We start from the raw sequence: 24,753 nt of genomic DNA on the forward strand, positions 1-24,753 counted from the left end.
GCGCGACGCGCATGACTCAGCGGAATTGCCCGGCAACGTCACCGGAGGCACGCAACTCGGGTGAATTGCGAAATTTGGGTTCCTTGCAAACGCGAACTTCCACATGCCTTGGCGAAACAGCCTTTCCGTTCTTCACCTTTCTTAGCGTCTCTCCTCGTGAAACGGGCAGCACAAACAGACCATGTTGATCCATATGCAAATGTGCTTTGTCTTCTGAATAGAGCGCTTGCTGCGGTCCAATCCCCTTGACCAGTTCCCTGCGAACCACCTCGGCCCGCCGTTCAGCCAAGTTGCGGTTTGCAGCCTGTGACCCGGTGCCACTTGCGCTGCCTACCAGCACAACCAAATGATGAATATCGGCGGTTTCGGAAGCCTGTGCGATAGTGCGCCGAATGTCTTCGAGCAGCTTTTTGGCTTGCAGCGGGTTTTCAAACACTGTGCTTCCTTCTGAAAACTCGACATATCCGCGGATGTTTTCGGCAGAGAAACACGCTTCGAGCAAATTCGGCCCAAATTGGTCAGCGGCATTTCTGAACAGATCGGATTGGACCAGAAGGCGTGCGATTTCAGGGCTGTGGCTAAATGTGCTGCGCGGATGATCCGACGGTAAATCACGAAGATCCTGTGTCACCTGCTCGAGCCTGGCCGTGACGTCGCCCAACGAATGTTCAAACGTGCTGGAAAACCAAATGGATAGAGCTTGTGGTGACGACGACTTGGCCAGCTTCTCGGATAGCTCCAAAATCAGCGCCTGCTGCGATGCAAGCTGCGCGTTCACGAAGGCGGGGACTGTCGCATCTTGGATTGGCACCGATTGTCGCCGGTACGGCCACGCAGTCGCGACACCGGATAGTTGGGCCAGTTTTGCCCACTGTACCAGTGTTCGCCGCGCGGGTCTGTGCGCATTGTCCAAGGCCGACCAGAACGCCGCCATGACTGCAGGATCACCACCAGATTGAGCCGGTGGAATCCCGGAAAACTCTTCTATCAAACTAGACCGCAGCAAGACCCGTTGCCCCGGATCTTCAAGCGGCGCGATGACGGCCCAATCTCCGGCCGCGCCCAGGTAAAACACCGGTTTTAGGATACGCGGACCCTGCGGACGCCAGCTTGCGTCGGTCAGCCCGGAATACTCGACAGGAAAAGAACCTTTGAGAACCAGATAACCGCATTTTACCAAAGCAATTTTCTCTTCCGGCCAGAACACGGGCGCTGGAAAACCAGCGGGTTCGCAGGCCTTCTTCGCACTCAGGTCAGCTTTAAGGGCGCTGGACGCCTTGAACACCAGCCCTCCGGCCAGGAGGGTTACGCCCAACAACATCACGGTGCGCGCAACAAGCAATGGCCAGGTGATTTCCTTGTCGAACATGATCCTTGTCGTGGTTTCGTTGGACTTGTTTGCAAATTTGAGGGACTTGCGGAAAACCCGTCGTGCTTTTCTGAGATTGCGTTTCAACAAAATCTCTGACGTTCGTTTGGATTTGGCTGCCCTTTTTTCAAAGGCACTGCGCAAGTCTGAAATGCGGGCTTCCACATTCGGCGCGCCGAAGAACCCGGCGATTTTTCCTGAGACAAAAAAACTGATGGTCGGGTGAATTTGCCATAGCTTTCGCCCAGCGCGCCGGATCAACAAGGCTAGGATCAATAAACTGGGCTTTGAAAACACGGATAGTAGAGTGCCAATCAGATATGCGGTCCCGTACAAAAACAAGAAAAACAGAACATATAGCACCAGAAGAGACAAAAATGTTCCGGAAGCCCAACCGGAAAACGCGCCAATTGACGAGCTGACACCTGTCCCAAGTCCGATAGGCAGACCCAGAGTTGCGCGCCAGATCGCATCATAAACCCCCGCCAACAGCGCCGACGTCGCGGCGGTGACACCAAGGGGATTTGTGATAACCCCTTGGATAGGCCTTGCCGCGGCGGGGGCGTCTGGCCGGGCCTGGCGATCTGGCTGCGGTTTTGGCCCCGAAGATGACCCTTGGGGGCCTGTCCGCGCCGAAGATGGATGTGACCTCAGGCGCGCCAAGGCAGCGACTGCGCGGCCCGGCAACCGGGCCTTGAATTTCAAACCATCACCATTTTTCCAAAGCTTCAGGTGCTCGGCGCACAGCAGGCCGCCGCTTTCCGCAACCGTGGGCTTTCGGCAAATTAATCTTCCCTTTTTGGCAATACACTCTTTAAACATGTTACTGACCTATGGTTCGCAAAGAATTGCCGCTGCTTATGGTGCAAGTCAGAAAAACTCTTCGGGGGTACCGGTCCGCAGGGCGTTAAACAGAAATTGTCCTTTGGTTCATTCAAGCCGTAATATCGGGATTTCGTTCAGATCACGCCTCGGCGAAGGTGTCCCCACCGGCCGAAGCAAGTTTTGGAAGGTCGATCGGGCGGCGTTCAAAGGTTGCGGGCCAGCGGAACGACTCCTCGGTAAAGCGGCTTTTGCTTTTTGGGGCGATGTTCACAGTGTTCGACTGATTTCCACCGAGCAGGAAGTAACGATGCTCATCCTCGCCAACAACGAACCCGACATGCCCACCGCCCTTTCTGCGGATTGCCGCAACTGCGCCAAAGGTGGGTTTTGAGGGGCGGCCGAACTGTTGCCAATTCAGGGCCCAATAGGGGTTCACAGCCAGATCACCTGTGAATTTTTCGTCTGGCAAACCCAGGCGAATGGCTGTCTCGACGAAATCACCGCACCAGGGAAGGACGGCGGGATCGCCCAAGGTTTTACCGTCTGATTTCAGCCACTGTTTCAAGGCTTTGTTGTGGTTGACCTCGTGTTGACCCAAAACGCGGCGCGCATGTGCGATCCAAGGTAGGCCCTGCGCGTCAAAATCGGCATCTGAACTGTTTTCCTGCGCCGACTTATGAAGCGCCTCCCAGGTCAACGGGCCGACATAGGCCCGTGGCCGCAATCCGACCGAACGCTTGAAGGCGATAATCGCCCGTTCGGTTTGTGGGCCCATTATTCCGTCGATATGGCCGGGGTCAAACCCTGCCGCAGCCAACGCTTGCTGCAGAGCATTGATGGAAAGCTTGGGCTGATGATGTGTCATTGCGATGTCTCCTCATGTTTTTCGCCGAACGTGGGCAACAATCATGAAAAGACTAATGCGGGCGGATCCTGCGTTTCATCGCCCATTCGGGGTATGGCGCGCTGTTAAACGTGCCTTTTCAGGGCCGTTTGAGGCCCGAAAACGGGCACGTCCATGTCTCGCCACCCGTTTCGTGCTGAAAGCTGTCCTCAAGACGCGCTTTGCGGTAGTTGCGATGAACCACGCGGCGCGCACGGAACAACTGTCCCAGGGGGCGTGTGCAGTGGAACGTGTTCCAGGCGTTCATGGGTAGATCAGCGAAATGGAGCAGATCGCTCCAGTGATCAGGTGGTGTTCGGGAAATCGTCAACGTCCCAACCTCTTCGAAGCGGGATTTGGACTGGTCCCAGGCTATATCGGTATATTCAGCAGCCATGATCGGCGCCGAAGGGTGTCCGCTGCCGTTCGGTGCCCTGATCGCATCCGCAGTTGCAATCTGCACCTTCAGCGTGAAACTTACCTGTTCATCTCCGCCTTCTGGCCAGTTCCTTTCCCTCAGAATGTCGCCATGGGCGCTGTCGCCCAGTTCGACGGTATCCGTCAGCGTATGTTCTTGTTGTGGTTCCAGACAGAACTTCATCGCGCCATCATCCAGCGCGTAGGGTCCAGCCGAGAAATAGTGTTTACCCGCCCAGCCACGTTGGCGTTGCTCTTCCTTGTAGAGCCGATCCGTGTTCGGCTCGAAAATATCGGATTTCCAGGTTTTCAGGATAGCGCCGTTTCCACCATGCGCCGCCATCGCCAGCTTGCCAAAACGGTTGCGCTCTGCAAGATCGCGCAGCATCAGCATTTGCTTGGCGTCCCGGAAGAAAAAACCTTGGCCGTCGGATTCCGCGTGGTCCAGGGGCAGGCCCTCAGACAGTAAAAGATCCAGTTCATGGGCTTCGTTCTGATATTCATTTGGCACCGGTTCGGGAAATTCGATCTTGATCGCCAACCGGCTGATCGCGATTTCCGGTTGATCGTCGAACAGGAAATTCGGACGAACAACGACCTTATAGGTTCTGTCCTTTTCAAACAGCCCAATCCGAAAATCTTTGTAGGGCTTTTTCAAAGCTGCGGCCTTGATATCGAGTGTCCCGGCAAAAAACCCGGTTGTGTGACCCCAATGTGGGTCATGATAGACGGCATTCCCGGCCTCGGACCCATGGCGCTCTGGAGCGTCGGAGTCGAAATAACAGCTGAGCTTGTGGAAAACTTTAGCCTCGTCCTTGTCCACGGCCTCGACGGGCCGGAGATAATCTTTGGGCTGTTGAATCTTGGCCGCTTCTGCTTCGGCATCTGAAAAGTCACGCGCATAGTCGCTTGACCTTGGAAACACCAGGTTTGCAGCCTGTCCGGCGGCAATCGCGGTTTTCAATAAAAAATCTTCAACCTTCGCTTTGACCATATCAAACCTCCGCTGCTGCGCCCGCCGTAAACTCTGGTTTTGCCAGGCTAACGTCTAACCAATTCCGTCGCTGAAATGCGGTATCGAATTTCGCATGATCCGTTTAGGCCAGCATGCCCCATTTGGGTGACACAGATATCATACAGGTGAAGCGGCAGAGCGGGGGACGGCGAAATTGCAAAGAAGACGAACAAATTGCGTTCTGTTCGCCGCGCGCGACTTATTCAGTATCGACTTGACTTGCGTGTTGATCGTCTCGGGTGACCTGTTCTGCCGTTCCGCAATCTGAACGTTCGAAAGGCCCTGACAAACCAAATCGACAAGGCCGCTTTCGGCGTCCGTCAAGGTAAACAATTCCTGCACCAGTTGAGTGTCAATCGAAATGGGTTCCATGGTGTCACGAGTCAGAATCCATGCTCCGCTAAAGCGGTTCGACCCCATCTGCCCTAGGCTGTTGCACGGAACCACTTCCACGCATAAGGCCCGTGTCCGGTCCGGCGTTTCGGCAATGATTGCCTCTTTTCGGGGACGCGCACCAAAACGTCCGTGATTGCGCGCATCAGCCAGCAAACTCCTGAACCGCCGCTGGTTCCCAGGGTCTGTCATCGACATGCATCCAGACCTCTCGGTCCGGAACGCGCGGAACCTGTCGAAGTGCTGATCAAACAGCTCATTTGTCTCGACCTTGAAACCGTTGGCATCGACAAGGCAGGCTCCGATCGTCAGCTTGTTGATCAATGTCAGCAGCGCACCTCGGCCCTGAAGCCCGGTGTCAATTTGCCCGCCAAGATCAATAGCTTTGGCCAAGTGCGGCAATATCAAGCTCAGATTGTGCTGTTCCTCTGGTGTGAAAACACCTCGGCTTTTCCCGCGTTGAATCGAAAACCGCCCACGCAGAGTGTTATCCTTGTCGAGAATACCGCCATATCTATGCCGGATTCCGTATCGCATCATCTCTTGCACATGCGGCAGCTTCAGATAGGCGACCTGGTCGGGGAACAAGTCGGTCTCGCTTACCAATTCGACGTCATCGGTTTCAAGCGACCGGGTTTCAAAAAGGTCGTGGTCAATGACTTCTCGGCGCATATGCGTGTTGACATAGGTTGCCAGAACTTTCGGGTCGTAGTTGCTGGTCATGTAAGGCGCGTGAAGTTCCCGGCCATTCCGACCAAGGCGATATTCCCAGATAATCAGCCCGTGCGCCGAAACTTCGCCTTTGATCCGGTCAAGCACCTCTACCCAGGTTTCGGGTTCCGAAACCGTCTGATAAATCGCAAGCACCAACTGACTATGACGTTCCGTTGACACGTTTTCTCCCATACCCGCGACATCTTTGGTACAAGACAAAGTTAACGCCACAACCGGTTCATCATCAAGCGATGCTTGATTTGACGCCTGCGCTTAGACGGAAGTACAGGTTTCCGGCAGATGGCTCTGGTTGCGGAACAGGTCGACGGCTTGTCCGAGCATTTTTTCAGAGACTGTCTGCAGGGACCTGCAACTCAAGTCTGGTATCCTGGAAGAAGGACAGTACGCGCGGGATATTGGCCAAGGGTATGCCACACAACGCCGTGGACAGCCCGTCGGCGACGGCCGCGCTGTTCGCAGAAACCGAGATCAATTTGTGATGAACCGTGTGATCAACCGGGTTCAGGATATGCCCATGCCCAGCGTCAAGTTGCATCATCCCCGGTGCAGAAGTGGCAAGCGCGCGATCGCTCAGCCCGACGCGACCAAGAATTGCGCCATCAGGCCCCGCTAATCCGACTTGCCATATGCTACCATCGCTGCGCCTGCCCCGGGCCGAGATTTCACCCATATTGACCAGAACATCCCGCAGTCCGAAGGATTTTAGCAAGGCGGCCACGCGATCCGTTACCGCACCTTGCGCTACGCCGTTCAGCGTCAGCGCCGAAACCCCAGCGGTTGGCAATCGTATCTCAGCGGCGTCAACGGAAACTTTGCCCCATCCGATCGCCTGCCGCGCGGCCTCGGTTTCCGACCGAGGGGCGGCGCTGGCCAAAGCCATCCAAAGTGGTTGAACGGTCGGGTCGAACACGCCGTCCGATGCCGCGTGCAATGCCGCGCAGAGGCTGAGAACCTCAAGCAAATCCGGAGACGGGTTCAACAGGTGACCTGATTTATTCAAACGGCACAATTCCGACTCGGGCCGGTAAAGGCTGAAGATGTTCTCAAGCCGGTTCAATTCGCTTTCGATCGCATTGAAAACGGGTGCTGCGTCCTGGGTGTTCAATCCTTCGATGCGCAAATTGGCCTTTGCACCCATGGCAAAACCGTGCCAATGGGCGACGGGCGCTGTGAACCCGGCGGTAGGTAGAACTGCGCAGGCGGCAGAAATCGCCAGAAAGCGGCGGCGAGGCAAGAGGCTCATGCGGGGGTCTCCAATTGCAGGTCCAGATCCACCGGGCCAAGCACTTCGGTGTCCGGAATGTCAGGCAGGGACAGCATGGTGCCACCGTATTCACTGAGGAATGCCTCGGCGGCGGTTGGGTCGCCGAAAGGCACAACTTCGCGCGCGCCCATGCCACCTGCAACATTGGCTCCAACCACGAAGGTCGCGCCATCGGCGGCGATCCAATTGGAAGTGCCCGGCTGTCGCCAGCTTGGCGCGACGCTCATGTCGCTGACATAAACGGCGGTGATCTTGGCGTCGCGTTCGGGGCTTTTCAGGTAAGCCACCATGTCGCGCACCTGCGCAAAGAACAGGGGCGCGGGGTAGCCCTCAAGATGAATCTGCCCCTTGGGTCCGCCATGTTCGGCGATGTTCATCTGGCAGAAAAAGCTCAGCGCGTCCGGGGTCAGGTCCACCGGGTCGGGGGCCTCGGCCACCTCTTCCTTACAGGCAGCCAGCGCAATCAGGGCAATCAGGCACAGGCGTTTCATGGCTCGACCCTCCGGAACGCCAGCCGCGCGAGGGCAAAGCCAATCACCGGCCAGATCAAAAGCGATACGGGTGCGGCCCAGACCGGCAGGGCTTGCGCGGCCCCGGACATGCCGGAGGCCATGGCGACACCTTCGGTCGCGGCGATGTTCCACAGACGGAATGCGTCGGCCGGGTTGGCCACCATCACCCATGGAAAGACGGATTGGGTGAAGACGCCGCCCTTGTCCATGACGACGGCCCCCAACAGGCCCAGATCATAGAGGACGACAAAAACCAGCCATAGCCCGGCCGACAGACCTGCCGCCGCCGTGGCCCCCTTTGCCAAGGCGGACAGCAGGTATCCCAGCGTCAGAAAGACAGCGCCCAGCAGGATCGAGGTGAGGATCAGACGCGCCAGAGCCATCAGGCTTTCGGGCCCCGCGCCACCAAAGAAAGCGGCTACCGCTCCGGCGGTGCCGAAACCAACGGTCATGGCGAAAGCCAGCGCCGCCAGATGAGCGGTGAACTTGCCCAACAGGATTTCGCCACGCCCCGCAGGGTAGGACAGCAGCAGCGACAGGCTGCCCCGGTCCACGTCGCCTGCGATGGCATCGAAAGAAATCATCAGCGCTAGGAGCGGAGCCAAATAGACCGACAGCGTGGTCATCGACGCGACCGAGACGGTCAGCATATCGACCCCCAGCGTGCCGGTCGGGGCGCTACCCGCAAAGGTCAGCGCCAGCGCGAACAGCACCATGATCAGTGTGGCGACCAGCAGCCAGCGGTTGCGGCGCAGGATCAGCATTTCGGTGCGGGTGATGGCGAGGAAACGGGTCATAGCCTCTCCTCCTGTGCGTAATGGCGATAGAGGTCTTCCAGTTTGGGCGGAGTCATTTCCACATCCGCCACCGCGTCGCCCAATCCGGCGATGCGGCGCAGGGCCTCCATCTTGTCATCGGGCGAACACAGCAGTTCCACAGACGCTCCGTTGATGCGGTTGCCACCCAGTTCGGCGGCCAGAGCGTCAGGGTTGGCACTGGCGCGCACTTTCAGGCGGATCGGCAGACCGGCCAGCGCCGACAGGTTGGTCAGCGTGTCATCGGCCACCATCCGACCTTTGCGCATGATGGCGATGCGGTCGGTGCGGGCTTCGACCTCGGTCAGCGCGTGAGATGCAATCAGAACGGCGGTGCCTTGCCCGGCCAACTCATCAATGATGGCATACAAATCCTGCCGCGAGATTGGGTCCAAGCCCGATGTGGGCTCATCCAGCAACGCGACCTTCGGCTGACCCAGCAGAACCTGCGCCAGACCCAGACGTTGCCGCATCCCTTTGGAATAGGCCCCAATCCGGCGGTCCAGCGCATCGCTGAGGCCGACACGTTCCAACAGGCCGGGCACATCCGCTTTCGCGCCCGAAAGCTGGGCAAACAGGGTCAGTTGCTCGCGGCCCGTCAACGCCGGGTGGAAGGATACCGCCTCGGGCAGGTAGGCGGTCTCGCGCCGCGCCTGCGCGCTGCCGGGGGTGGCGTCTCCGATACGAATGGAGCCACCCTCAATCGGGATCAGGCCGAGGATGGATTTGATCAGCGTCGACTTGCCCGCGCCGTTATGGCCCAGCAGCGCCACGCGCTGACCGGGGGCAAGGGACAGGGTGATATCGTCAAGAACGCGGGTCTTGCCACGGTGCTTGCAGACTTGGTTTATCGTCAGGGCCTTATCCGTCATGAGGCACCTTTTTCATAGCTGGGGGTTCAGGGGCTTGCATCAATGGGTTGCTGTCCATCACACCGCCCGGCAACAGTGCCGGAAAGGCCGATTGCGACCAGCGCACCAGCTGCACGGCAGGCGAGCCGAGCAACAATTTGGCTGCGGGTTGAGTCCACAGCACATGGTCCATTGAGTCGTTGGGGCGATACGGGGCATCGGCCACGCCGTTGCCATCCACATCATAGGCGGCGAAATCGGACCAATAGTTGCCGCGCCCGTCTTCCGACCACTCGACCCATTTGGTCGAGACATATTTCACCTGCGTCCGGTTGCCGACAAAAGCATTGCCAACGATCCGGTTGCGTTCGGACCCGGCGGTAAAGTGGATCCCGATGCCGCAGCCTTCAAACCAGTTATCGGTGAATTCGTTCTTGTTCGAGTTATACAGGAAGGTGCATTTTTCCTTGGCACCTTTCACCACATTGCCGGTGATGACGCTCTTGTTGGCATAGTTCAGCATCACGCCATGCTCGCGGTCGTCAATCGAGACATTGTCGGTGACTTTGACATTCGAGGTGAACATCACCGCATAGCCCAGATCGTTGCCGATCGAGACATTGTTGCTGACCACGGAATTGTCGGCATACATGTAATGCACCGCAAAGCGTAGGTCGCGAAACAGGTTACCGGTGAACAAATTCTTCTTCGAAGAATTCACGAAAATTCCATCGCGGCCAAACTGAATGTCATTGTCGGCGACAACGGCTCCGGGAGCGTTCCAGACATAGACACCATTGCCGCGCGCATTCATGTGACGGTCCTGCCGCCCCTCGATCCGGTTGCGGCGCACGATGCTATCCTTGGCACCGTGTATGTCGATGCCATAGAGGTTGCCCAGCAGCACGTTATCCTCGACCACAGGCGCGATGGCCGTCTTGGTCAGTTGGATGCCGCTGTCGATCCCGTCGTGGTCCGAACCGGAGCCGATCACCGTCAGCCCGCGCACGATCACGCCTGGCCCGGTCACGGTGATGACGCTGCCCTCGCCTTGTCCGTCAATGGTGGCCTGTCCCAGCCCGTCAATCGTGACGGGCCGGTCCAGAACAAGTGTTTCAGTGTAAACACCGGGGCTCAGGCGGAGGGTGTCCCCATCCGCCGCCTGCGCCAGTATCTCGTTGATGGCCCCCGCCCGGTTGGGCACATCCCAGTCCGCCGCCCAAAGGGGCGAGCCGAGCAGGAGCGGTATGAGCAGGGACCAACGCATGTTACGCGCTCCGCGGCTCAACGAACATCCGGCCGCGCATTTCCATGTGCAGCGCGTGGCAGAACCACTGGCAGTAGAACCAGTGCACGCCCGGACGGTCGGCAATGAACGTGACCGAGGCGGTGGCCTGCGGTGCAACTTCCATCGCAATGCCGAAGTTCGACAGGCAGAAGCCGTGGGTCACATCATCCACATCGTCCAGGTTGGTGACATAGACAGTGACTTCGTCGCCCTGTTTGACAGTGAACTTCTCCATGCTGAACACAGGCGCGACCGAGGTCATGTAGACCCGTACCTTGTTGCCATCCCGGATCGGCTCATCCGCGCCATAATCCAGATCGACACCATCGGCCTCGGCCTGTTTGCGCGCATCTTCCCACATCGGGTCGTTACGGTCCCAGACATTGACCGGGTTCACCTTGGACCGGTGCACAAGGATCGAGTCATGCGGCTCGGCAAAGGTCGGGCCGTCATGGACCACCTTCATCTTGTCGCCCGAGATGTCGATCAACTGCTCGTTTTCAGGCTTCAGAGGACCCACGTTCAAGAAGCGGTCTTTCGAGAACTTGTTCATCGAAATCAGCCACTTGCCGTCAGCCTCGGCGGTTTCACCCATCGAGGTCGAATTGTGGCCCGGCTGATACTGCACGTCCACCTTGTCGAGGATCGGATCGACGTCCGAACCCGCATAGGCCTCAATCGCCTTGGCGATGTCCCATTTGACGATCTGGCTGTCCAGGAACAGCGTGGTGTAGGCGTTGCCCTTGTTGTCGAACGCGGTGTGAAGCGGGCCAAGACCCAGCTGCGGTTCGGCAACGATCGCGGAGCGCGGATCGGCATCTTCGGAAAACAGCGCGTCGACCTTTTCCACATCGATCACGGACACGGTCGGCGACAGTTTCCCGTTGATCATGATGTGCTTCTTGTCGGGTGCGGCGTTCACACCGTGGGGCGAGTTCGGGATCGGGATGTAGCGGGTGAACTTGTTGCCCGCGTCCTTGCGGCCGTCCACAACTTTGACGCCGTTCATCTCCTGATAGTTGCCCGCCTCGATACCGGCCTCGATCTCGGCCAGATTGAACACGACCACGTGGTCCAACTCGTTCTCGGTCATCTCGGCAAGGTTCATACCCATTTCCGAGTTGTACGAGGTCGAGAACGCATACTTGCCCTGATAGTCGCAATCGGTGTTGTCGAGGTTGCCCGACACCATCACCTGCCATGCGATCTCCATCGTATCGCCGTCGATGGCGGTGAAGATGTTCACGTATTTGGACGGATCGTCGAGAATCTGACCGTCATTCACCAGCGGTGCTTCATGCTCACCATTGGCAAAGATGTAGCCGGTGCGCGGGTATTTCTGCGGACGCAGGCCGTGGATGTCATGCGCGTTCGGGATCTCGATGATCTTGTCGCATTTCATCACGTCACAACGCACACGGGCCACGCGGGTGTTGGCCTTGTCGTTCATGAACAGATAGCGGCCATCATAGGTGCCATCGGTGAACGACATATGCGGGTGGTGAAGGTCGCCGTTGTCATAGGTGACCTTGCCGTTTGCGGCCAGGAAATCCTTGGTTTCCGGCAGCAGACCTTCGGTCAGAACCTTCAGCGATTCATTGGTCTGGCCCCAGCCGGTGGCCGAGCAGCGGTTGAACACCGGTACACGCATCAGCTCGCGCATCGAGGGCACACCTAAGATTCGCAGCTCACCGGTCTGGCCCGAGGACCAGAAGCCGTAATATTCGTCCAACTCGCCGGGCTCCAGATGCTGCTTGGCGGCGGCACTTGCCTCGCGCGCGGTCATCAGGGTCGAGCCGAGGCCGGTCCCGGCCAGAACGGCACCGGTGGCGGTGGCCCCCAGCATTCCGCGGCGTGTGATGTTCAGTTTGTTTTCTTGGTCTGACATGATCGTCCCTCCAATCAAGAAACGGTTTGCGGTTTGGCGTTCGGATGGTTCGCCGGTGGTTGTCCGAGTGGGGTCTTCATCTGGACCGACCCTGTCTTGGCCCGCCGTTTCAGCTGGCGGATAACGACGGGACATTTGTCCTCGGACTGATAGAGCACCTGACAATGCAGGCAGGTGACGCACTCGTTGGGGTTAATCTCACCGGTGGGGTGGATTGCCTGAACGGGGCATTCATTGGCGCAGGTCTGGCAAGGCGTGCCGCAATCCTTGTAGCGGCGCAGCCAGTCGAACATGCGAATACGGGCGGGGATCGCCAGCGCTCCGCCCAAGGGGCAGAGATAGCGGCAATAGAACCGTTCCACGAACAGCCCGATCCCCAGCAAGGTCAGCGCAAAGACCACAAACGGCCAGTCGCGCATGAATTTCAGGATGATCGCGGTCTTGAACGGCTCGACCTCGGCATAGGTTTCGGCCAGCGGGATCGAGACAAAGCTGATCCCGAACAGCACCAGAAAGATCATGTATTTCGCAGGCCAGAGGCGTTCGTTCAAACCCCATGGCAAGGTCCATTGCGGCACCTTGAAGGCCCGTGCGATCTTGTTGGTCAGCTCCTGCAACGCGCCGAACGGGCACAGCCAGCCGCAATAGGCCCCACGCCCCCAGAACAGCAGCGCGGCGGCCACGGCGAACCATTGGATAAAGACCAGCGGGTCCAGCAGGAAGGCATCCCAAGAGAAGCCCGTGCGCAAGCTGCCCGCCAGCGCCATCAGGTTCACCACGCTCAGCTGCGCGTTGGCATACCAGCCGATGAAGAACAGCGTCATGGTCAGATACCCGATGCGGAACCAGTAAAAGACCCGCGCGTTCATCGTCGCGTGGAACTGGAAGAAGAAGGTGGCCGTCAGCACCAGCAGCATCACGCCCAGCACCCCGATCTCGACCGTGCGGTCCTTCCAGATGCGTTTCCACAACTCGGCTTTCGCTGCCGCCTCGCTGGTGGCATCATCGACAACGACAGGGGCCGTGACGGGCAGCAGATACTGCTCGGGCAGTTTGTAGCCCAGATCGAAGGTCAGGAACGTTTTCTCAACCGCGCCCACGGCCCGCTGCGCCAGCAGTTGCAGGCGGAAGGGCTCGGCGGGGTCGAACTCGGCATCGGCGGGGATTTTGAAGATGTCCAACTCGGTGAAGCTTGGGGCATCCGGTGCAGCAACCTCGCCCAGACGGCGTTGTTGTTTGTCAAAGAAGCGCACCGAGTTATCGCCCTGGATCAACTGAATCCGGTCGAAAATCCCACCCCGGACATAGCCCGAGCCCTTGAAGCTGTAGGCCCCGCGCCCCAGCACCAGAATGGCCTGTTCGCCCTCGTCCAGCCAATCGACCATGTTCTGATATTCGGCCTCGCCCAGCAGCGACTTGCCGATCGACGGCACCGAGACCAGCGCCATATGCATGTCGATATAGGTGTCATCAGGCTCGCCGGGTTCAGGGCGCTTGATGGCGCGCTGATCGCCCGTGGCCTCGAACGCCGCGTTGACCTGCCCGATATCCAGCGTCAGCCGCCGGACCGAGCCGTCGCCCGACAGCGTCGTCCAGTCATAGATGGCGTCCTGCGCCATATCGACCTCGCGCTTGGGCCCGTCGGCCTGCGCAGGCGCCAAGCCACCCAGCCCCAGTGCACGCGCCACCTTGATACCGCCACGCACAAGGCTGTCGTCGATCACCATGATCGTGACGGTCGCGCCAGAGATGATGTCTAGGTCATGCCCTTCGCCGCCGGTTTCGGCCTCAACCTTCAGGTCCAGACCGGCGTAACCTTCGGTCAGCTCTACCATGCGGGAATTGGGGATGCCGATCAGCACGATAGGTTCCGAGTGTTTGGCCAGTTTCACCCCGGTCAGCACCGCCTCATCATCGATGGCGGCGACCACATGGATCGGCTTGCCGGAATAGCCGGTTGTGCCAACAAAATCAGAGGTCAGGAAAGCCCAGGCCACGGTCTCACCGCCCTTCAGGACGGGGGCCACGGGCACGTCCTCGCGTACCGGGCCAAAGGCGTCGGCACCAGGGGCCAGTTCAGCGGGGTCAATTTCGGGCAGGAAGCTGGCAAGGCTGTCGGCATGGGCGCTGATCGCCATCAGACAGGACAGGGCAAGGGCCAGCAGGGCTTGGATTGCGCGGCTTACGACCATGGCGCACCTCCGGTATTCAGGTTGGATGCCATGGACGCGCGCAGGGCGCGTTCGGTTGTATCTTTTGCCGATGCTGGAGGACCGCGGGTTTCGGGCCACAGGCGCGTTGCATCGCGGCGCTGAACCTGATCGGCGCAATATACGGACTCTAGATAGGCTGCGGCGGGTCTCGTGTCGGGGGGCAGGTCAGGCGCGGGGGCCGCTGCCGTGACCGCGCACAGGGCGCAGTCGGCACATTTCGGGCAGGGCGCGGTGGGGTCGTCGGCTCCTTCTTCAAGGTCTACCTGAACCCAAACCGCCCCCGCCTCCGAGCAGATCTCCACCCACATGCTTTCGCCGGGACTCGCCAGAACCGGACCAAGCATTTGCAACAGCAAGAGGACAATGCCCGCCAATGCACAAGCCGCGCGGGATGCGCGGACAGGGAGGTTGTGCAGAGGGTTAGCGGCGGGCATGGAGAATCCAACTCGGCATTCTTTTCCAGAGTCTTATGGGATTCTCTCGGCCTGATACTTGATTTAAGTCATGCGTTCACGGAACGCGTAAAAGTTAATCATATGCAAAAATTTATATTTGAAATCAAAGGATTCGACTGAGCCTTACCCGTCGGCCTCATCCATCAACCCGCGCACCCAACGACCCACAAGCCAAGATGCGGGGGCGCCCAGAGGCACGGACCAGATCAGCGCGGTCACCGGAGGAATGGCCGAAAAGCCAACACCATGTGCGATCAAACCGGCTAGAAACAGGTTGATCGCGACGGCCAGGGCCGTCGCCGGATAGAGCAGGGTGGCCAGTTTCCAAACAGGCCAGCGCCCATCAGTGGCTGGTGCCTTCCGAGAAGGTGATTTTGTTCCAGACATTGTACTTCCCAGATGGTTTGCGCATTGGTAGACGGCGGATTTCTTCCAGCGTCTGCGCGTCGTAGACAATCACCGCGCCGTCATCTTCCCAGATCGACACCAGCGCGTGACGGCCATCCTTGGTGAATTCCACATGAGCCACGGTCCTGCCCGGCGCGGGACGCAGGGTTTTGACGATCTCAAGGCTCTGCTTGTCGATCACATGCATTGCGTCCTTGTTGGGGCCAAAGAAAACATCGGCCCAGACGTAAGGCGAATTCTCATGGCTGCGCATGAAGAAACCTGGCCCTTCGGTCTTGATCCGTTTGACGGTTTCCCACGTGCCCATGTCGATCACTGAAACCGTGCCATCGGTCAGATGCGGCGTGGCCATCACGGTGGTGTCGCCGTGCTGCCATGTGATGCCCGATCCCAGATGCGGCATGCCCGGCAGGTCAAGATCGGCGACCTTGTGGCCGATGACCAGATCAATCACCTGACCGCCCTTACCATCGCGCGAGGCACCCATGACGTATTCGTAACTCTGGTCGATAAAGAAATCGTCCAGATAGTCGGGCGTGGTGATCTTGCGCACCGGGAAGGGATCGGGGTTCTTGAATTGCCCTTCGATGCGGAAGTCATGACCGAGACCGAATTGCGGCGGGTTGTCTCCGTAAAAGACCTCCCAAATCTCGGGCACGTCTTTCAGCGCCAGCACGAAACTTTCACGCGGAGGAGCTTGATAGACGGCGGAAACCCGGCTGGGCACACCTTTCTTGCTTTTGACCTCGATGACTTTGGCGACAGACAGGTCTTCGGTCGACAGCAGGGTCAGGGAATTCGGCAGGTAATTCGCCACGGCCACCCATTTGCCATCGCCTGACATGGCGATGTTGCGGCTGTTCAGGCCCGCGCGCACGCGGCCCACCTGTTGCAACGCCCAAATGTCGTATTTCTGTACCCAGCCATCGCGGGACATGATGAAGACATAGCGGCCATCGGGGCTGAATTTCGGCCCGCCATGCACGGCAAAGGGGGTTTCGAACCGGTCCAGAACCTCGAACGTGTCGCCGTCCAGCACGCTGACATGATGATCCCCGGTCTCAACCGCCAGCGTGATATTCATCGGATCGCTGTCCCAGATCGGGGCATCGACGGGCACATACTCCTCGTCCAGCGTGCGGCTTGCCGCAATATCGGCCTCGCCCCATTCAGGGTCGGTTTCCAGTGGCGATTTCAGCCAGCCAGCCAGTTCTTCTATCTGCAGGGTGTCCAGCTCATGCGCGAAGGCGGGCATCTGCGTGGCGGTGCGCCCCTCGGCAATCACGGCAGCCACGCGCGGCCCCCGCATCCGTTTCAGCGTCTCGGGGATTAGCGCCGGGCCAACGCCGCCCAGACGGTTTTCACCATGGCATGAGGCGCAGAACTCGGCATAGTCCGAAGGGGCATCGGCCCAAGCGGTACCTGCCAGCAGCAGCGCGCACAAAGAGGCGGTTTTCAGAGTGTCAGAAGAATTGATGCGCCGGATCATGGCTTTTCCCCCGGAACGGCGTGACCTGCAGGCGCTCGCCCGCATCCTCAACGCCGATCTCTTGATTTGACAGGTAACAGGCCGGGTCCTCGGCCCACGGGTCTCCGGTCAGTTGCAGCGCTCGGATACGGGTGTTGCCGCCGCAGACGTCCTTAAGCTGGCAGGATCCGCAACGTCCTTTCAACGGGCGAGGACGGGTGCGCAGCATTGCCAGCATCGGGTCATCGCTGGTCCACAGCTCGGAGAACGGTTTGGTCTTCACATTGCCGACCGTGTAATCGGACCAATAGGTATCAGGATGCACACGGCCCAGATTGTCGATATTGGCCACGCCCAGCCCGCTGGAGTTTCCACCCCACGCCGCCAGATGCGCGCGCACATGCGCGGCCTTGTCGTCGTCGAAATGCGCCCGGACCCAGTTCAGGAAATAGCCCGCATCGGCATCATTATTGCCGGTGACGATATCCAGCGGGCGGCCACCGGAAGCGGCCTCCCAAGCACGTTCCAACAGCAGGTCCAGACCTTTACGGGTGCGCAGATGCTCGGCATCTTCGCCGCGATTCTTGTCACCGCGCCCGGCATAGACCAGATGAGACAGGTAGAACTTGTCGACGCCTTCGTCATCGCACAGCTGCAACAGATCGGGCAGGTGATGCTGGGTGCCTTCGGTCAGGCAAAACCGCAGGCCAACCTTGATGCCGCGTTTCTTGCATTCGCGGACACCGCGCAGGGCGTCGGCAAATGCGCCCTCGACGCCCCGGAACCAGTCATTTGTGGCCCCGATCCCGTCCAGAGAAATACCGACATAGTTGAACCCCACATCGGCGATCATGTCGGCGGTCTCATCATAAATCCGCGTGCCGTTGGTGGACAGCGCCAGCATCGGCACCAGGTCACGCGCGCGTTTGGCGATGTCGAAGAAATCGAACCGGTCCAGCGGCTCCCCGCCCGAGAGGATCAGGGCCGGGACGCGAAATTGGCCCAGATCCTCAAGGGTTACCATGGCTTGCTCGTGGCTGAGCTCGCCGGGGAAGGCCACATCCGCCGAGACGGTGTAGCAATGGCGGCATTTCAGATTGCAGCGCCGCGTCAGGTTCCAGATCACCACCGGCTTTACCGGGCCAGATCGGCGTTTGCGCACCGGGGTCGGTTTGACCAGTTGGTGCATGTATTCGGTCAGGCGGAACATATCTCAGCCTTTCGTTTTCAGGCGCAGCCCGGTCTTCTTCAGGATGCGCGTGGAATAAAGGATATCTTTGGCCCTGCAGGCCTCACCCAAAATGGCCGTGATCTCGGCCCGTTTCTGCTCGACCTCGTCGCGGTCGCTGCCATGGACCATGGCAAACAGGTTATAGGGCCAATCGGGCCGGGCGCGCGGGCGTTCGTAGCAATGGGTGACAAAGGGCAAGGCCCCGATCTGGGCACCCAGTTCAGCGACACGGCTGTCCTCGACGTCCCAGACGGTCATGCCGTTCGATGTCATCCCCAGCTTGTAGTGATTAGGGGCTGCCGCGATACGCCGGATGACACCGCGCGATTTCATGTCGGCAAGGCGGAACATCAGGGTGTCTTCATCCAGACCCAACCCCTCGGCCACCTGCGCGTAAGGCGCAGGCACCAGCGGCAGGCCGCCTTGCAGCGCCTCGATGATCTCTCTGTCTTTTGCGTCGATCATGCCGCCACCCGGAAGCCGATGAAAAATTCCTGAAGTTTGGGAAATTGCAGGACCGCGATCCCAGTTTCCCGTTCTATGGCCTCGGCTGTTGCGGCAATCCCCTCGGGCGTTTCGGTTGCCAGAACGAACCACATATTCAGCCGGTGCGTGCGCTCATAATTGTGCGCGACCTCTGGATGCGCATTGACTTTGGTCAGGACGGTTTCGAAATCCTCAGAGGGTACAGCCATGGCGCACAGGCAGAAGGCCCCGCCCATTGCGGCGGCGTCGAAGAAAGGGCCGAAGCGGGTGATCACGCGGTCCTTTTTCATGCGGGTCAGACGGCTCAGAAGGTCGGTTTCTTCGATCCCCAATTCCTCGGCGATCGCGGCGTAGGGGTGCGAGGTCAGGGGCAGGTCATCCTGCATCCGGTTCAGGATCGCGCGGTCGGTGTCGTCCAGAGTCATGCGGCCACCTCTTTGGGTTGGATCAGCGCGCCGGTCTGTTTGAAGCAGCGGGTCGAGAACAGAACCTTGTGCCGTGCCCCCGCCAGTTCGGGCAGGGCGGTGGCATTGGCCAGAACCTCAAGCGCCTCGGGGCGCGAGCGGGCGTGGATCATGGAATAGAGGCGATAGGGCCAGACACCTTCGACCGGGTTGCGCTCATAACACAGTGTCACGCCGGGATGGGCAGCCAGCGCCGGGCCGGCGGTGCCGACCTGATCGGCGGGCATGTCCCAGACCACCATCGCATTGGCGGACCAGCCCAAAGCGCGGTGGCGCACGATGACACCCAGGCGCGAGATGATCCCGGCCTGGTGCAATGCCTCGATCCGCTCCATCACATCGACTGTGCCGCGGCTCAGAGACTGGGCCAGCGCAGCATAGGGTTCTGCCACCAGTGAAAGTCCGGAACTGAGCGCCTGCAACAACGCCCGGTCGCCGTCCTGCATGGCTGAACAATCCACTTTGCGGGGGCCGGGGACACTGCGCACCTCCCCGGACATCCGGAAGCCCAGATCAACGTTGAAGGGGCGTACCAGCCGCAGGTCCAGCACGCGCAATCCGGTGCGGCGGCTGATCCGCTCGAGGGTTTCGTTCACATGCGCCCGGTCCGGGCCGGTGGCCACGAACCAGAGGTTCCAGTCGTCCTCGCGCTGGTAATTGTGGTTCACGCCGGGTTCCGCGTCGATCAGGGCGGCTACCTCTTCCAGACGCGACTCAGGAGCGGCAACGGCAGCCAGGGTACTGGCAGATACCGCGCCGGGTGCGATGGTTGCGCCCACCCGGGTGATGCGCCCGGTTTTACGCATCCGCGCCAGACGGTCGAGCACTTCGGCCTCGTCCAGTCCCAACAGGAAGCCCAGCACCTGAAACGGGCGTTCTGTGACGGGAAAATCGCGCTGGAACTCATCCAGCAGGCGGCAATCGATGGGGTCGGTGATATGTTGCATCGTTTACAGCCCCGTTTTGTGCGCGCGGGCGGTGAAGAAGATGCCCGAGGGGCTGTCGGCCTCGATCTCGCGCAGTTTCTCGAAGCTTTGTGTGTCGTAGACCATGACCTTGTTGGCATCGCGCACGCTGATCCAAACCTCATGCCCGCGGGGCGTGAACTCCATATGAAGGACGGCGGGGCCGGGTTTGAATTCGTGGATGATCTCCTTGCTGACGGAATCGATTACTTGGATCGTGTCGTTCAGCGGGTGGGCAAAGTTCACCCAGACCTGCCGCCCGTCAGGCCGGGCCATCGCAAAGACCGGTTGGCCATGGGTCTGGGTACGCCCGGTCTCAGACAGTGTGTCGGCGTCGATCCACAGGACCTCATGATGGCCAACGGCGGGCAGCACGAACTCGCGACCCGTCAGCGCCCAGCCTTCCAGATGGGGCATCTTGTAAACCGGCATTTCCTCTTGTCCGCGCCCGTAGTTGGGCAACACGCGGATGGGTTCGGGCGTCTCGGCCCATAGGTCCAGCGCGGTCAAGCCATCCTCACCAAAGAGACCAGTGATATAGGTCCGGCCATTGGCGGTGATCAGCGCGTCATAGGGGTTCTTGCCCATGTCGGGGATCTTGGTGATCGCCGGGTCGCCTTTGGCGAAATCAGCAATCCAGGTCTCGCCCGTGTCCCACATGGTGAACACGAACCGGCGGCCCGGCGCGTCGACCAGACCGATGGTTTTGCTGTCGGTGGGAATGTCGGCGACCATGTCCAGCGTGTCCGCATCAAAGACCCGCACGCCGCCGGGTTCATAGTTCGACACGGCGACCAACTTACCGTCATCCGAAATCGCACCACCGATGGCATTGCCCGCCTGCACCACTCGGTTCACGATCTGGCGGGTGACGATATCGACCTTGGTCAGCCCGCCGTCACGGCCGAAGACATAGGCGAAACGCTCGTCGGGCGAATAGACCAGCGAGGCATGGGACAGGTCGCCCAGCCCTTCGATCCGTGCCAGCGCGGCGCGGTCGGATTGATCGACCAGCAGGACCGAGCCCTTGGCCCGTTCGATCACAAGGCCCAGATCGCCGGTCGCTGTCGGTTCCGCCTGTGCGGTGGTCATCAGCAGGGTGGCGGCGAGTGTGAGGATAAACTGTTTCATTGTGCGTCCTGTTCCAGCAGGTAACGGGCGATCCATTCGGCCTCTTCTTCGCTGATCAGGGGCCGCCATGGGGGCATCGCGGTGTCGGGGATGCCGTCGAGGATCACACCGGTCAGTACTTCGGCGTCATAGTGTTCAAGGGTTTCGGATCGCAGATCAGGACCAAGACCGCCCTTCAGCGACAGCCCATGGCACGAGCCGCAATCCTGATGGACAAGGCGTTTCAGGGCGTTGGGGTCGAGCGTGTCGGCGGCAAAGGCAGTTGTTGCCACAAGTACGGCGGTAGCAAGCAGAATTGAGGGCAGCGACCGACCGCGAGGGGGCGAGAAGCGCCCGCCCTGGGGGGCGGTCGGGCGCTGCCCGGCGGTGCCGCCGGGCACAACATATCTACTTCCAAGCCTAGCCATGGGCCCGCTCCAGCAACTCGGCCACGGGCTGTTCCGCATAAAGCGATACGACCTTGCCGATGATGAACAATGTGGGCGCTTTCAGATCAGCCTCGCGCACATCGGCAGCCAGCCGATCCAGTCTGGACACCATGCGGCGCTCGTCCGGTGTGGTGGCTTTGCCGACAGCCAGAACCGGAGTCGCACCGGACAGGTTCTCGGTCATCAGCCCCATCGCGATCTGGCCGATATTGGCGACGCCCATATAGACGACCAGCGTCGAGTCCGGATCGGCCAGACGTTTCCAGTCAAGATCCAGCACCTTGTCGGCCTGCCGATGACCTGTGACGTACTGCACCGAGGTCGCCAGCCCGCGATGGGTCAGCGGCACGCCGGTCGAGCAGGACGCGCCCTGAGCCGCCGTAATCCCCGGCGCGTATTCGACCGGGATGCCGTTTGACATCAGATACGCGGCCTCTTCCGAGCCACGGCCAAAGATCATCGGATCGCCGCCCTTCAATCGCGCAACCGTGTGGCCGGCGCTGGCCTCTTCAGCAAGGATTTCGTTGATCCGGTCCTGCGGCACAGTATGGCATGTGGGCGCTTTTCCCACCGGGATCAGGCGTGCGCCATCCGCGTGCAGATTCAGAATCTCGGCCGAGACCAGACGGTCGTAGACCACCACATCCGCCTCTTGCAGCATCCGCAGCGCGCGCAGGGTCATCAGTTCAGGGTCGCCAGGGCCTGCGCCAATCAGAAAAACCTTGCCGCTCATGTGCACACTCGCTTGGTCTGAATGTCATCGGAACCCGGATATGCCTTGCGTGTCTGCGACGTTGCTGGGCGGGCCGGGCGTGTCATGCGCTCAGACTGGCGCAAACGAAATGGAACCTCCTTGACTAAAGTTAAGGAGCGCGGGATTTGCGCCCGCGCTCCTTGATCTTGCCTGTATGGTTGCCTCGGCTCAGGGTTCTACTGTGATCATTCCGATCATGTTCTGGGTCTCCCAATGCGGACCGCAGAGGTAATCCTGAGGTCCGGCGGTGAGGAAGGTCAGATCCACCGATTCCTCGGGGAATAGCCGGTCGCTTTCGGGTTCGCTGCCATCTTTCAGCAGGACCGAATGGCTGGTGCGCTTGTCAACGTTCACCCAGCGCACTGTCGTGCCCGCTTTGACCGTCAGGTCGACCGGGCAGAACGTGTATTTGTACATCAACACCACTTCGGCATCCTCAACTGCGGATGAGGGCTGACCGAACAGTTCGACATAGCGATCCTCGGCCTCGGCGCAGAGCGCGGCGGTGTCATCGGCCCAAGCTGGGGCAGCCAGAACCATCAGCGCCGGAAGAAGGTGTTGGGGTTTCATCGTCCAAATCTCCTCTTCAAAACGGTCGGGGCCGGATCGTCCGGCCCCTGTCCTTTATTCTTTGACCACGTTGATGAACGCGCTGTCATCGTCCAGCGCCAGGCTGGTATCCAGCGTCACGTGGTGGAACCGTGCGGCGGCAAAGTCATCGTGGATGGCAAAGCCGACGGTGTAGGTTTGACCAGCCTCAAGCGGCACATCGCCTTGAGCACCCGAGTTCAGCGGGCGTGTGAAGACCACAGTCCAAATACCCGCATCGAGGTTGGCAGAGGCGGCGATTTCACCGTCATTGACCACGCGCTGTTCCAGCAGATAGCCGTTGGTGGCGCTGCCGTCGGCATAGACACGCATCAGGTCCAGATAGGTGCCGTCGGCCAGATATTGTTCAATCTGGTCTGCCGCTTGCAGCTTGTCCCAGCCACCCAGGGCTTTGCCGCGACGGCCCTTGATCTCGACCTCGGTCCGGCTTTCGGTGATGTATTTGGTCACCGTGTCCTGCGTGGTCAGGCGACCGGAAACATCGCCATTTGCGGCAATTGCTTCGGCACCCGGATCAAAGGGCATATAGCTGTTATCCGCGTGGCAAGAGGCCCAGCAGCCCACCTGATCGCCCAGTTCGATTCCGGTGCCAGTGATCATCATAGCCACCTTGATCTGGTTGTCCGGATCCATCTTGCCGCCATCTGCGAACGGAGCGGGGTTGTGCCCTGCGTCCGGCCATTGCAGACGAATATACAGGTTCTCGTCATCATGCGCTGCCTGCACGGTTGCGTCGATTACGCCACGCTTGCCGGGGATCGGCGTCGGCTCCAATTCACCGCCCGCCACGATCTTGTTGCCGATCGCATCCAGTTCGGCGGCGTGACATGTGGTACATTTGTCACCGCCCTTCGTTAGAGGACGAGCACCGCCATGGGACCTGCCGTTCTGAACCCACTCGAACGAGGCCTGACCGGGGTAGAACAGTTTCATGTCGGCGCTGGCCACCGCGTTCCAGTCGATATTGGTACCCACATCGCTGCCACCACCGGCGGGCGCGGCTGCGGCTTCTTCCCCTGCGGCCTTGGCGCGTTCTTCGGCCACGGCCGCATCTACAGCGGCTGCGATCTGTGCCTGCACAGCTTCTTGCTGCGCCACGCGTGCGGCTTTTTCAGCCTCGGTGTCAGCGGCTTCTTTGGCTTCGACGCGTTTTAGGCTGGCCAGATATTCGGCCGGGATTTCGCGAATGAAAGCGGGGTTCGGGGCTTCCAGTTCTTCCAGATACTCTTCATCCGCCCGGTCACGGGCGTCCGAATGCGCAATCCCCTTGTGGCAGTCGATGCAAGTCTGACCGACAGTCATCGCGTTCAGGTGCTGCTGGCGTGCGCGGGGCTTCTGAAACTCGGGCATCATCGATTCGAAATCGTGGCAGTTACGGCACTCGCGCGAGTCCGTTGATTTCATCCGCTCCCACTCGTTCATAGCCAGATGAACGCGTTTGGCTTCGAATTTCTCGCGCGTGTTGATCGATCCGACCATTTTGCCATACAGCTCTTTGGACGCTTTGATCTTGCGGATCATCTTGTGCGTCCAGTCTTTGGGCACGTGACAGTCGGAACAGACCGCACCAACGCCCGAGCGGTTCACGTCGTGGATCGTGCCAGTGTATTCTTCATAAACGAAATCGCGCATCTCGTGGCACGAGACGCAGAATTCCTTGGTGTTGGTGGCTTCCATGGCGGTGTTGAACCCGCCCCAAAAGATGATGCCGGCGGCAAAGGCCACGGCGATACCGGCCACGGGCATTCCCCACAGGAAATACCGGCGCCAGATCGGTGGTTTCTTATCCGGTTCGGAGGTCATATTGGGCTCCGTTTGCTTGACTGGCCCGGCGTGTCACGCCCGAGCGTTGGCTGAGGGGAAACGGGAAAAGGGCGGGCGAGGGG

At 59.8% G+C, this 24,753-nt stretch carries 24 protein-coding genes; 1 reads left to right on the forward strand and 23 read right to left on the reverse strand.

Translation table 11 applies throughout. From position 1 onward, the window contains the following. Window positions 1–16 precede the first annotated feature (16 nt). Window positions 17–1,369, reverse strand: coding sequence for a hypothetical protein (locus ACR0CR_RS15435; protein WP_480600656.1), 1,353 nt, complete (start codon window positions 1,367–1,369; stop codon window positions 17–19). Between ACR0CR_RS15435 and ACR0CR_RS15440 the strand changes: the two genes are divergently transcribed. After that, window positions 1,368–1,595, forward strand: coding sequence for a hypothetical protein (locus tag ACR0CR_RS15440; protein WP_480600658.1), 228 nt, complete (start codon window positions 1,368–1,370; stop codon window positions 1,593–1,595). The two genes, ACR0CR_RS15435 and ACR0CR_RS15440, sit on opposite strands and share 2 nt — an antisense overlap. A gap of 738 nt (window positions 1,596–2,333) precedes the next feature. Here ACR0CR_RS15440 and ACR0CR_RS15445 read toward each other — a convergent pair. The 22 genes from ACR0CR_RS15445 to ACR0CR_RS15550 form a co-directional block, all read right to left on the reverse strand. Next, window positions 2,334–3,059 carry an NlpC/P60 family protein gene (locus ACR0CR_RS15445; protein WP_480600661.1) on the reverse strand — a complete coding sequence of 242 codons (726 nt, stop codon included), beginning with the start codon at window positions 3,057–3,059 and terminating at the stop codon, window positions 2,334–2,336. A gap of 118 nt (window positions 3,060–3,177) precedes the next feature. Further along, the gene (locus ACR0CR_RS15450) at window positions 3,178–4,488 is read right to left on the reverse strand and encodes a catalase family protein (RefSeq protein ID WP_480600664.1); all 1,311 of its coding nucleotides are present in this window, start codon (window positions 4,486–4,488) and stop codon (window positions 3,178–3,180) included. 138 nt (window positions 4,489–4,626) lie between these two features. Then, window positions 4,627–5,796, reverse strand: coding sequence for a helix-turn-helix transcriptional regulator (locus ACR0CR_RS15455; RefSeq protein ID WP_480600666.1), 1,170 nt, complete (start codon window positions 5,794–5,796; stop codon window positions 4,627–4,629). Between the two features lie 166 nt (window positions 5,797–5,962). After that, entirely contained in the window at window positions 5,963–6,880 is a 918-nt protein-coding gene (locus tag ACR0CR_RS15460; protein WP_480600668.1) for an FAD:protein FMN transferase, read from the reverse strand. Then, window positions 6,877–7,392 (reverse strand): nitrous oxide reductase accessory protein NosL, encoded by a 516-nt coding sequence (locus tag ACR0CR_RS15465; RefSeq protein WP_480600671.1) that lies wholly within the window; start codon window positions 7,390–7,392, stop codon window positions 6,877–6,879. Before ACR0CR_RS15465 ends, ACR0CR_RS15460 begins: the two co-directional genes overlap by 4 nt. Further along, window positions 7,389–8,210, reverse strand: coding sequence for an ABC transporter permease (locus ACR0CR_RS15470; RefSeq protein WP_480600672.1), 822 nt, complete (start codon window positions 8,208–8,210; stop codon window positions 7,389–7,391). The genes ACR0CR_RS15465 and ACR0CR_RS15470 overlap by 4 nt, the downstream gene beginning before the upstream one ends. Beyond that, window positions 8,207–9,100 carry an ABC transporter ATP-binding protein gene (locus ACR0CR_RS15475; protein WP_480600673.1) on the reverse strand — a complete coding sequence of 298 codons (894 nt, stop codon included), beginning with the start codon at window positions 9,098–9,100 and terminating at the stop codon, window positions 8,207–8,209. Before ACR0CR_RS15475 ends, ACR0CR_RS15470 begins: the two co-directional genes overlap by 4 nt. After that, on the reverse strand, window positions 9,090–10,346 hold the full coding sequence (locus ACR0CR_RS15480) for a nitrous oxide reductase family maturation protein NosD (protein WP_480600675.1): 1,257 nt from the start codon (window positions 10,344–10,346) through the stop codon (window positions 9,090–9,092). The genes ACR0CR_RS15475 and ACR0CR_RS15480 overlap by 11 nt, the downstream gene beginning before the upstream one ends. 1 nt (window position 10,347) lies before the next feature. Continuing rightward, window positions 10,348–12,255, reverse strand: coding sequence for a TAT-dependent nitrous-oxide reductase (gene nosZ, locus ACR0CR_RS15485; protein WP_480600677.1), 1,908 nt, complete (start codon window positions 12,253–12,255; stop codon window positions 10,348–10,350). A 14-nt stretch (window positions 12,256–12,269) separates the two neighbouring features. Continuing rightward, window positions 12,270–14,447: a 4Fe-4S binding protein gene (locus tag ACR0CR_RS15490; RefSeq protein WP_480600680.1), complete on the reverse strand. Its 2,178-nt coding sequence runs from the start codon at window positions 14,445–14,447 to the stop codon at window positions 12,270–12,272. Continuing rightward, window positions 14,438–14,902 carry a DUF2946 family protein gene (locus ACR0CR_RS15495; RefSeq protein WP_480600682.1) on the reverse strand — a complete coding sequence of 155 codons (465 nt, stop codon included), beginning with the start codon at window positions 14,900–14,902 and terminating at the stop codon, window positions 14,438–14,440. Before ACR0CR_RS15495 ends, ACR0CR_RS15490 begins: the two co-directional genes overlap by 10 nt. Window positions 14,903–15,046: 144 nt before the next feature. Further along, entirely contained in the window at window positions 15,047–15,310 is a 264-nt protein-coding gene (locus tag ACR0CR_RS15500; protein WP_480600684.1) for a hypothetical protein, read from the reverse strand. Beyond that, on the reverse strand, window positions 15,267–16,820 hold the full coding sequence (locus tag ACR0CR_RS15505) for a cytochrome D1 domain-containing protein (protein WP_480600685.1): 1,554 nt from the start codon (window positions 16,818–16,820) through the stop codon (window positions 15,267–15,269). The genes ACR0CR_RS15500 and ACR0CR_RS15505 overlap by 44 nt, the downstream gene beginning before the upstream one ends. Then, complete coding sequence (nirJ, locus tag ACR0CR_RS15510) at window positions 16,795–18,009, reverse strand: heme d1 biosynthesis radical SAM protein NirJ (RefSeq protein WP_480600688.1); 1,215 nt, start codon at window positions 18,007–18,009, stop codon at window positions 16,795–16,797. Before nirJ ends, ACR0CR_RS15505 begins: the two co-directional genes overlap by 26 nt. Window positions 18,010–18,012: 3 nt before the next feature. After that, window positions 18,013–18,495 carry a siroheme decarboxylase subunit beta gene (gene ahbB, locus ACR0CR_RS15515; protein ID WP_480600690.1) on the reverse strand — a complete coding sequence of 161 codons (483 nt, stop codon included), beginning with the start codon at window positions 18,493–18,495 and terminating at the stop codon, window positions 18,013–18,015. Further along, the gene (locus ACR0CR_RS15520; protein WP_480600692.1) at window positions 18,492–18,941 is read right to left on the reverse strand and encodes an Lrp/AsnC family transcriptional regulator; all 450 of its coding nucleotides are present in this window, start codon (window positions 18,939–18,941) and stop codon (window positions 18,492–18,494) included. The genes ahbB (ACR0CR_RS15515) and ACR0CR_RS15520 overlap by 4 nt, the downstream gene beginning before the upstream one ends. Next, entirely contained in the window at window positions 18,938–19,927 is a 990-nt protein-coding gene (gene ahbB, locus ACR0CR_RS15525; RefSeq protein ID WP_480600694.1) for a siroheme decarboxylase subunit beta, read from the reverse strand. The genes ACR0CR_RS15520 and ahbB (ACR0CR_RS15525) overlap by 4 nt, the downstream gene beginning before the upstream one ends. Before the next feature lie 3 nt (window positions 19,928–19,930). Then, complete coding sequence (locus tag ACR0CR_RS15530; protein WP_480600696.1) at window positions 19,931–21,076, reverse strand: cytochrome D1 domain-containing protein; 1,146 nt, start codon at window positions 21,074–21,076, stop codon at window positions 19,931–19,933. Next, complete coding sequence (locus ACR0CR_RS15535) at window positions 21,073–21,369, reverse strand: c-type cytochrome (protein WP_480600954.1); 297 nt, start codon at window positions 21,367–21,369, stop codon at window positions 21,073–21,075. The genes ACR0CR_RS15530 and ACR0CR_RS15535 overlap by 4 nt, the downstream gene beginning before the upstream one ends. A gap of 106 nt (window positions 21,370–21,475) precedes the next feature. Further along, on the reverse strand, window positions 21,476–22,237 hold the full coding sequence (gene cobA, locus ACR0CR_RS15540) for a uroporphyrinogen-III C-methyltransferase (RefSeq protein ID WP_480600699.1): 762 nt from the start codon (window positions 22,235–22,237) through the stop codon (window positions 21,476–21,478). A 189-nt stretch (window positions 22,238–22,426) separates the two neighbouring features. Next, window positions 22,427–22,828, reverse strand: coding sequence for a cupredoxin domain-containing protein (locus tag ACR0CR_RS15545; protein WP_480600701.1), 402 nt, complete (start codon window positions 22,826–22,828; stop codon window positions 22,427–22,429). Between the two features lie 54 nt (window positions 22,829–22,882). Then, entirely contained in the window at window positions 22,883–24,670 is a 1,788-nt protein-coding gene (locus ACR0CR_RS15550) for a NapC/NirT family cytochrome c (protein ID WP_480600704.1), read from the reverse strand. Between the last annotated feature and the right edge of the window lie 83 nt (window positions 24,671–24,753).

It is taken from the genome of Ruegeria sp. AM2 (assembly GCF_056540685.1).

Excerpts from the sequence above, each read along its gene's own strand:
- ACR0CR_RS15440 (WP_480600658.1), top strand. The coding sequence starts at position 1,368 with ATGATCCTTGTCGTGGTTTCGTTGGACTTGTTTGCAAATTTGAGGGAC.
- ACR0CR_RS15435 (WP_480600656.1), bottom strand. The coding sequence starts at position 1,369 with ATGTTCGACAAGGAAATCACCTGGCCATTGCTTGTTGCGCGCACCGTG.
- ACR0CR_RS15445 (WP_480600661.1), bottom strand. The coding sequence starts at position 3,059 with ATGACACATCATCAGCCCAAGCTTTCCATCAATGCTCTGCAGCAAGCG.
- ACR0CR_RS15450 (WP_480600664.1), bottom strand. The coding sequence starts at position 4,488 with ATGGTCAAAGCGAAGGTTGAAGATTTTTTATTGAAAACCGCGATTGCC.
- ACR0CR_RS15460 (WP_480600668.1), bottom strand. The coding sequence starts at position 6,880 with ATGAGCCTCTTGCCTCGCCGCCGCTTTCTGGCGATTTCTGCCGCCTGC.
- ACR0CR_RS15465 (WP_480600671.1), bottom strand. The coding sequence starts at position 7,392 with ATGAAACGCCTGTGCCTGATTGCCCTGATTGCGCTGGCTGCCTGTAAG.
- ACR0CR_RS15470 (WP_480600672.1), bottom strand. The coding sequence starts at position 8,210 with ATGACCCGTTTCCTCGCCATCACCCGCACCGAAATGCTGATCCTGCGC.
- ACR0CR_RS15475 (WP_480600673.1), bottom strand. The coding sequence starts at position 9,100 with ATGACGGATAAGGCCCTGACGATAAACCAAGTCTGCAAGCACCGTGGC.
- ACR0CR_RS15480 (WP_480600675.1), bottom strand. The coding sequence starts at position 10,346 with ATGCGTTGGTCCCTGCTCATACCGCTCCTGCTCGGCTCGCCCCTTTGG.
- nosZ (WP_480600677.1), bottom strand. The coding sequence starts at position 12,255 with ATGTCAGACCAAGAAAACAAACTGAACATCACACGCCGCGGAATGCTG.
- ACR0CR_RS15490 (WP_480600680.1), bottom strand. The coding sequence starts at position 14,447 with ATGGTCGTAAGCCGCGCAATCCAAGCCCTGCTGGCCCTTGCCCTGTCC.
- ACR0CR_RS15495 (WP_480600682.1), bottom strand. The coding sequence starts at position 14,902 with ATGCCCGCCGCTAACCCTCTGCACAACCTCCCTGTCCGCGCATCCCGC.
- ACR0CR_RS15500 (WP_480600684.1), bottom strand. The coding sequence starts at position 15,310 with ATGTCTGGAACAAAATCACCTTCTCGGAAGGCACCAGCCACTGATGGG.
- ACR0CR_RS15505 (WP_480600685.1), bottom strand. The coding sequence starts at position 16,820 with ATGATCCGGCGCATCAATTCTTCTGACACTCTGAAAACCGCCTCTTTG.
- nirJ (WP_480600688.1), bottom strand. The coding sequence starts at position 18,009 with ATGTTCCGCCTGACCGAATACATGCACCAACTGGTCAAACCGACCCCG.
- ahbB (WP_480600690.1), bottom strand. The coding sequence starts at position 18,495 with ATGATCGACGCAAAAGACAGAGAGATCATCGAGGCGCTGCAAGGCGGC.
- ACR0CR_RS15520 (WP_480600692.1), bottom strand. The coding sequence starts at position 18,941 with ATGACTCTGGACGACACCGACCGCGCGATCCTGAACCGGATGCAGGAT.
- ahbB (WP_480600694.1), bottom strand. The coding sequence starts at position 19,927 with ATGCAACATATCACCGACCCCATCGATTGCCGCCTGCTGGATGAGTTC.
- ACR0CR_RS15530 (WP_480600696.1), bottom strand. The coding sequence starts at position 21,076 with ATGAAACAGTTTATCCTCACACTCGCCGCCACCCTGCTGATGACCACC.
- cobA (WP_480600699.1), bottom strand. The coding sequence starts at position 22,237 with ATGAGCGGCAAGGTTTTTCTGATTGGCGCAGGCCCTGGCGACCCTGAA.
- ACR0CR_RS15545 (WP_480600701.1), bottom strand. The coding sequence starts at position 22,828 with ATGAAACCCCAACACCTTCTTCCGGCGCTGATGGTTCTGGCTGCCCCA.
- ACR0CR_RS15550 (WP_480600704.1), bottom strand. The coding sequence starts at position 24,670 with ATGACCTCCGAACCGGATAAGAAACCACCGATCTGGCGCCGGTATTTC.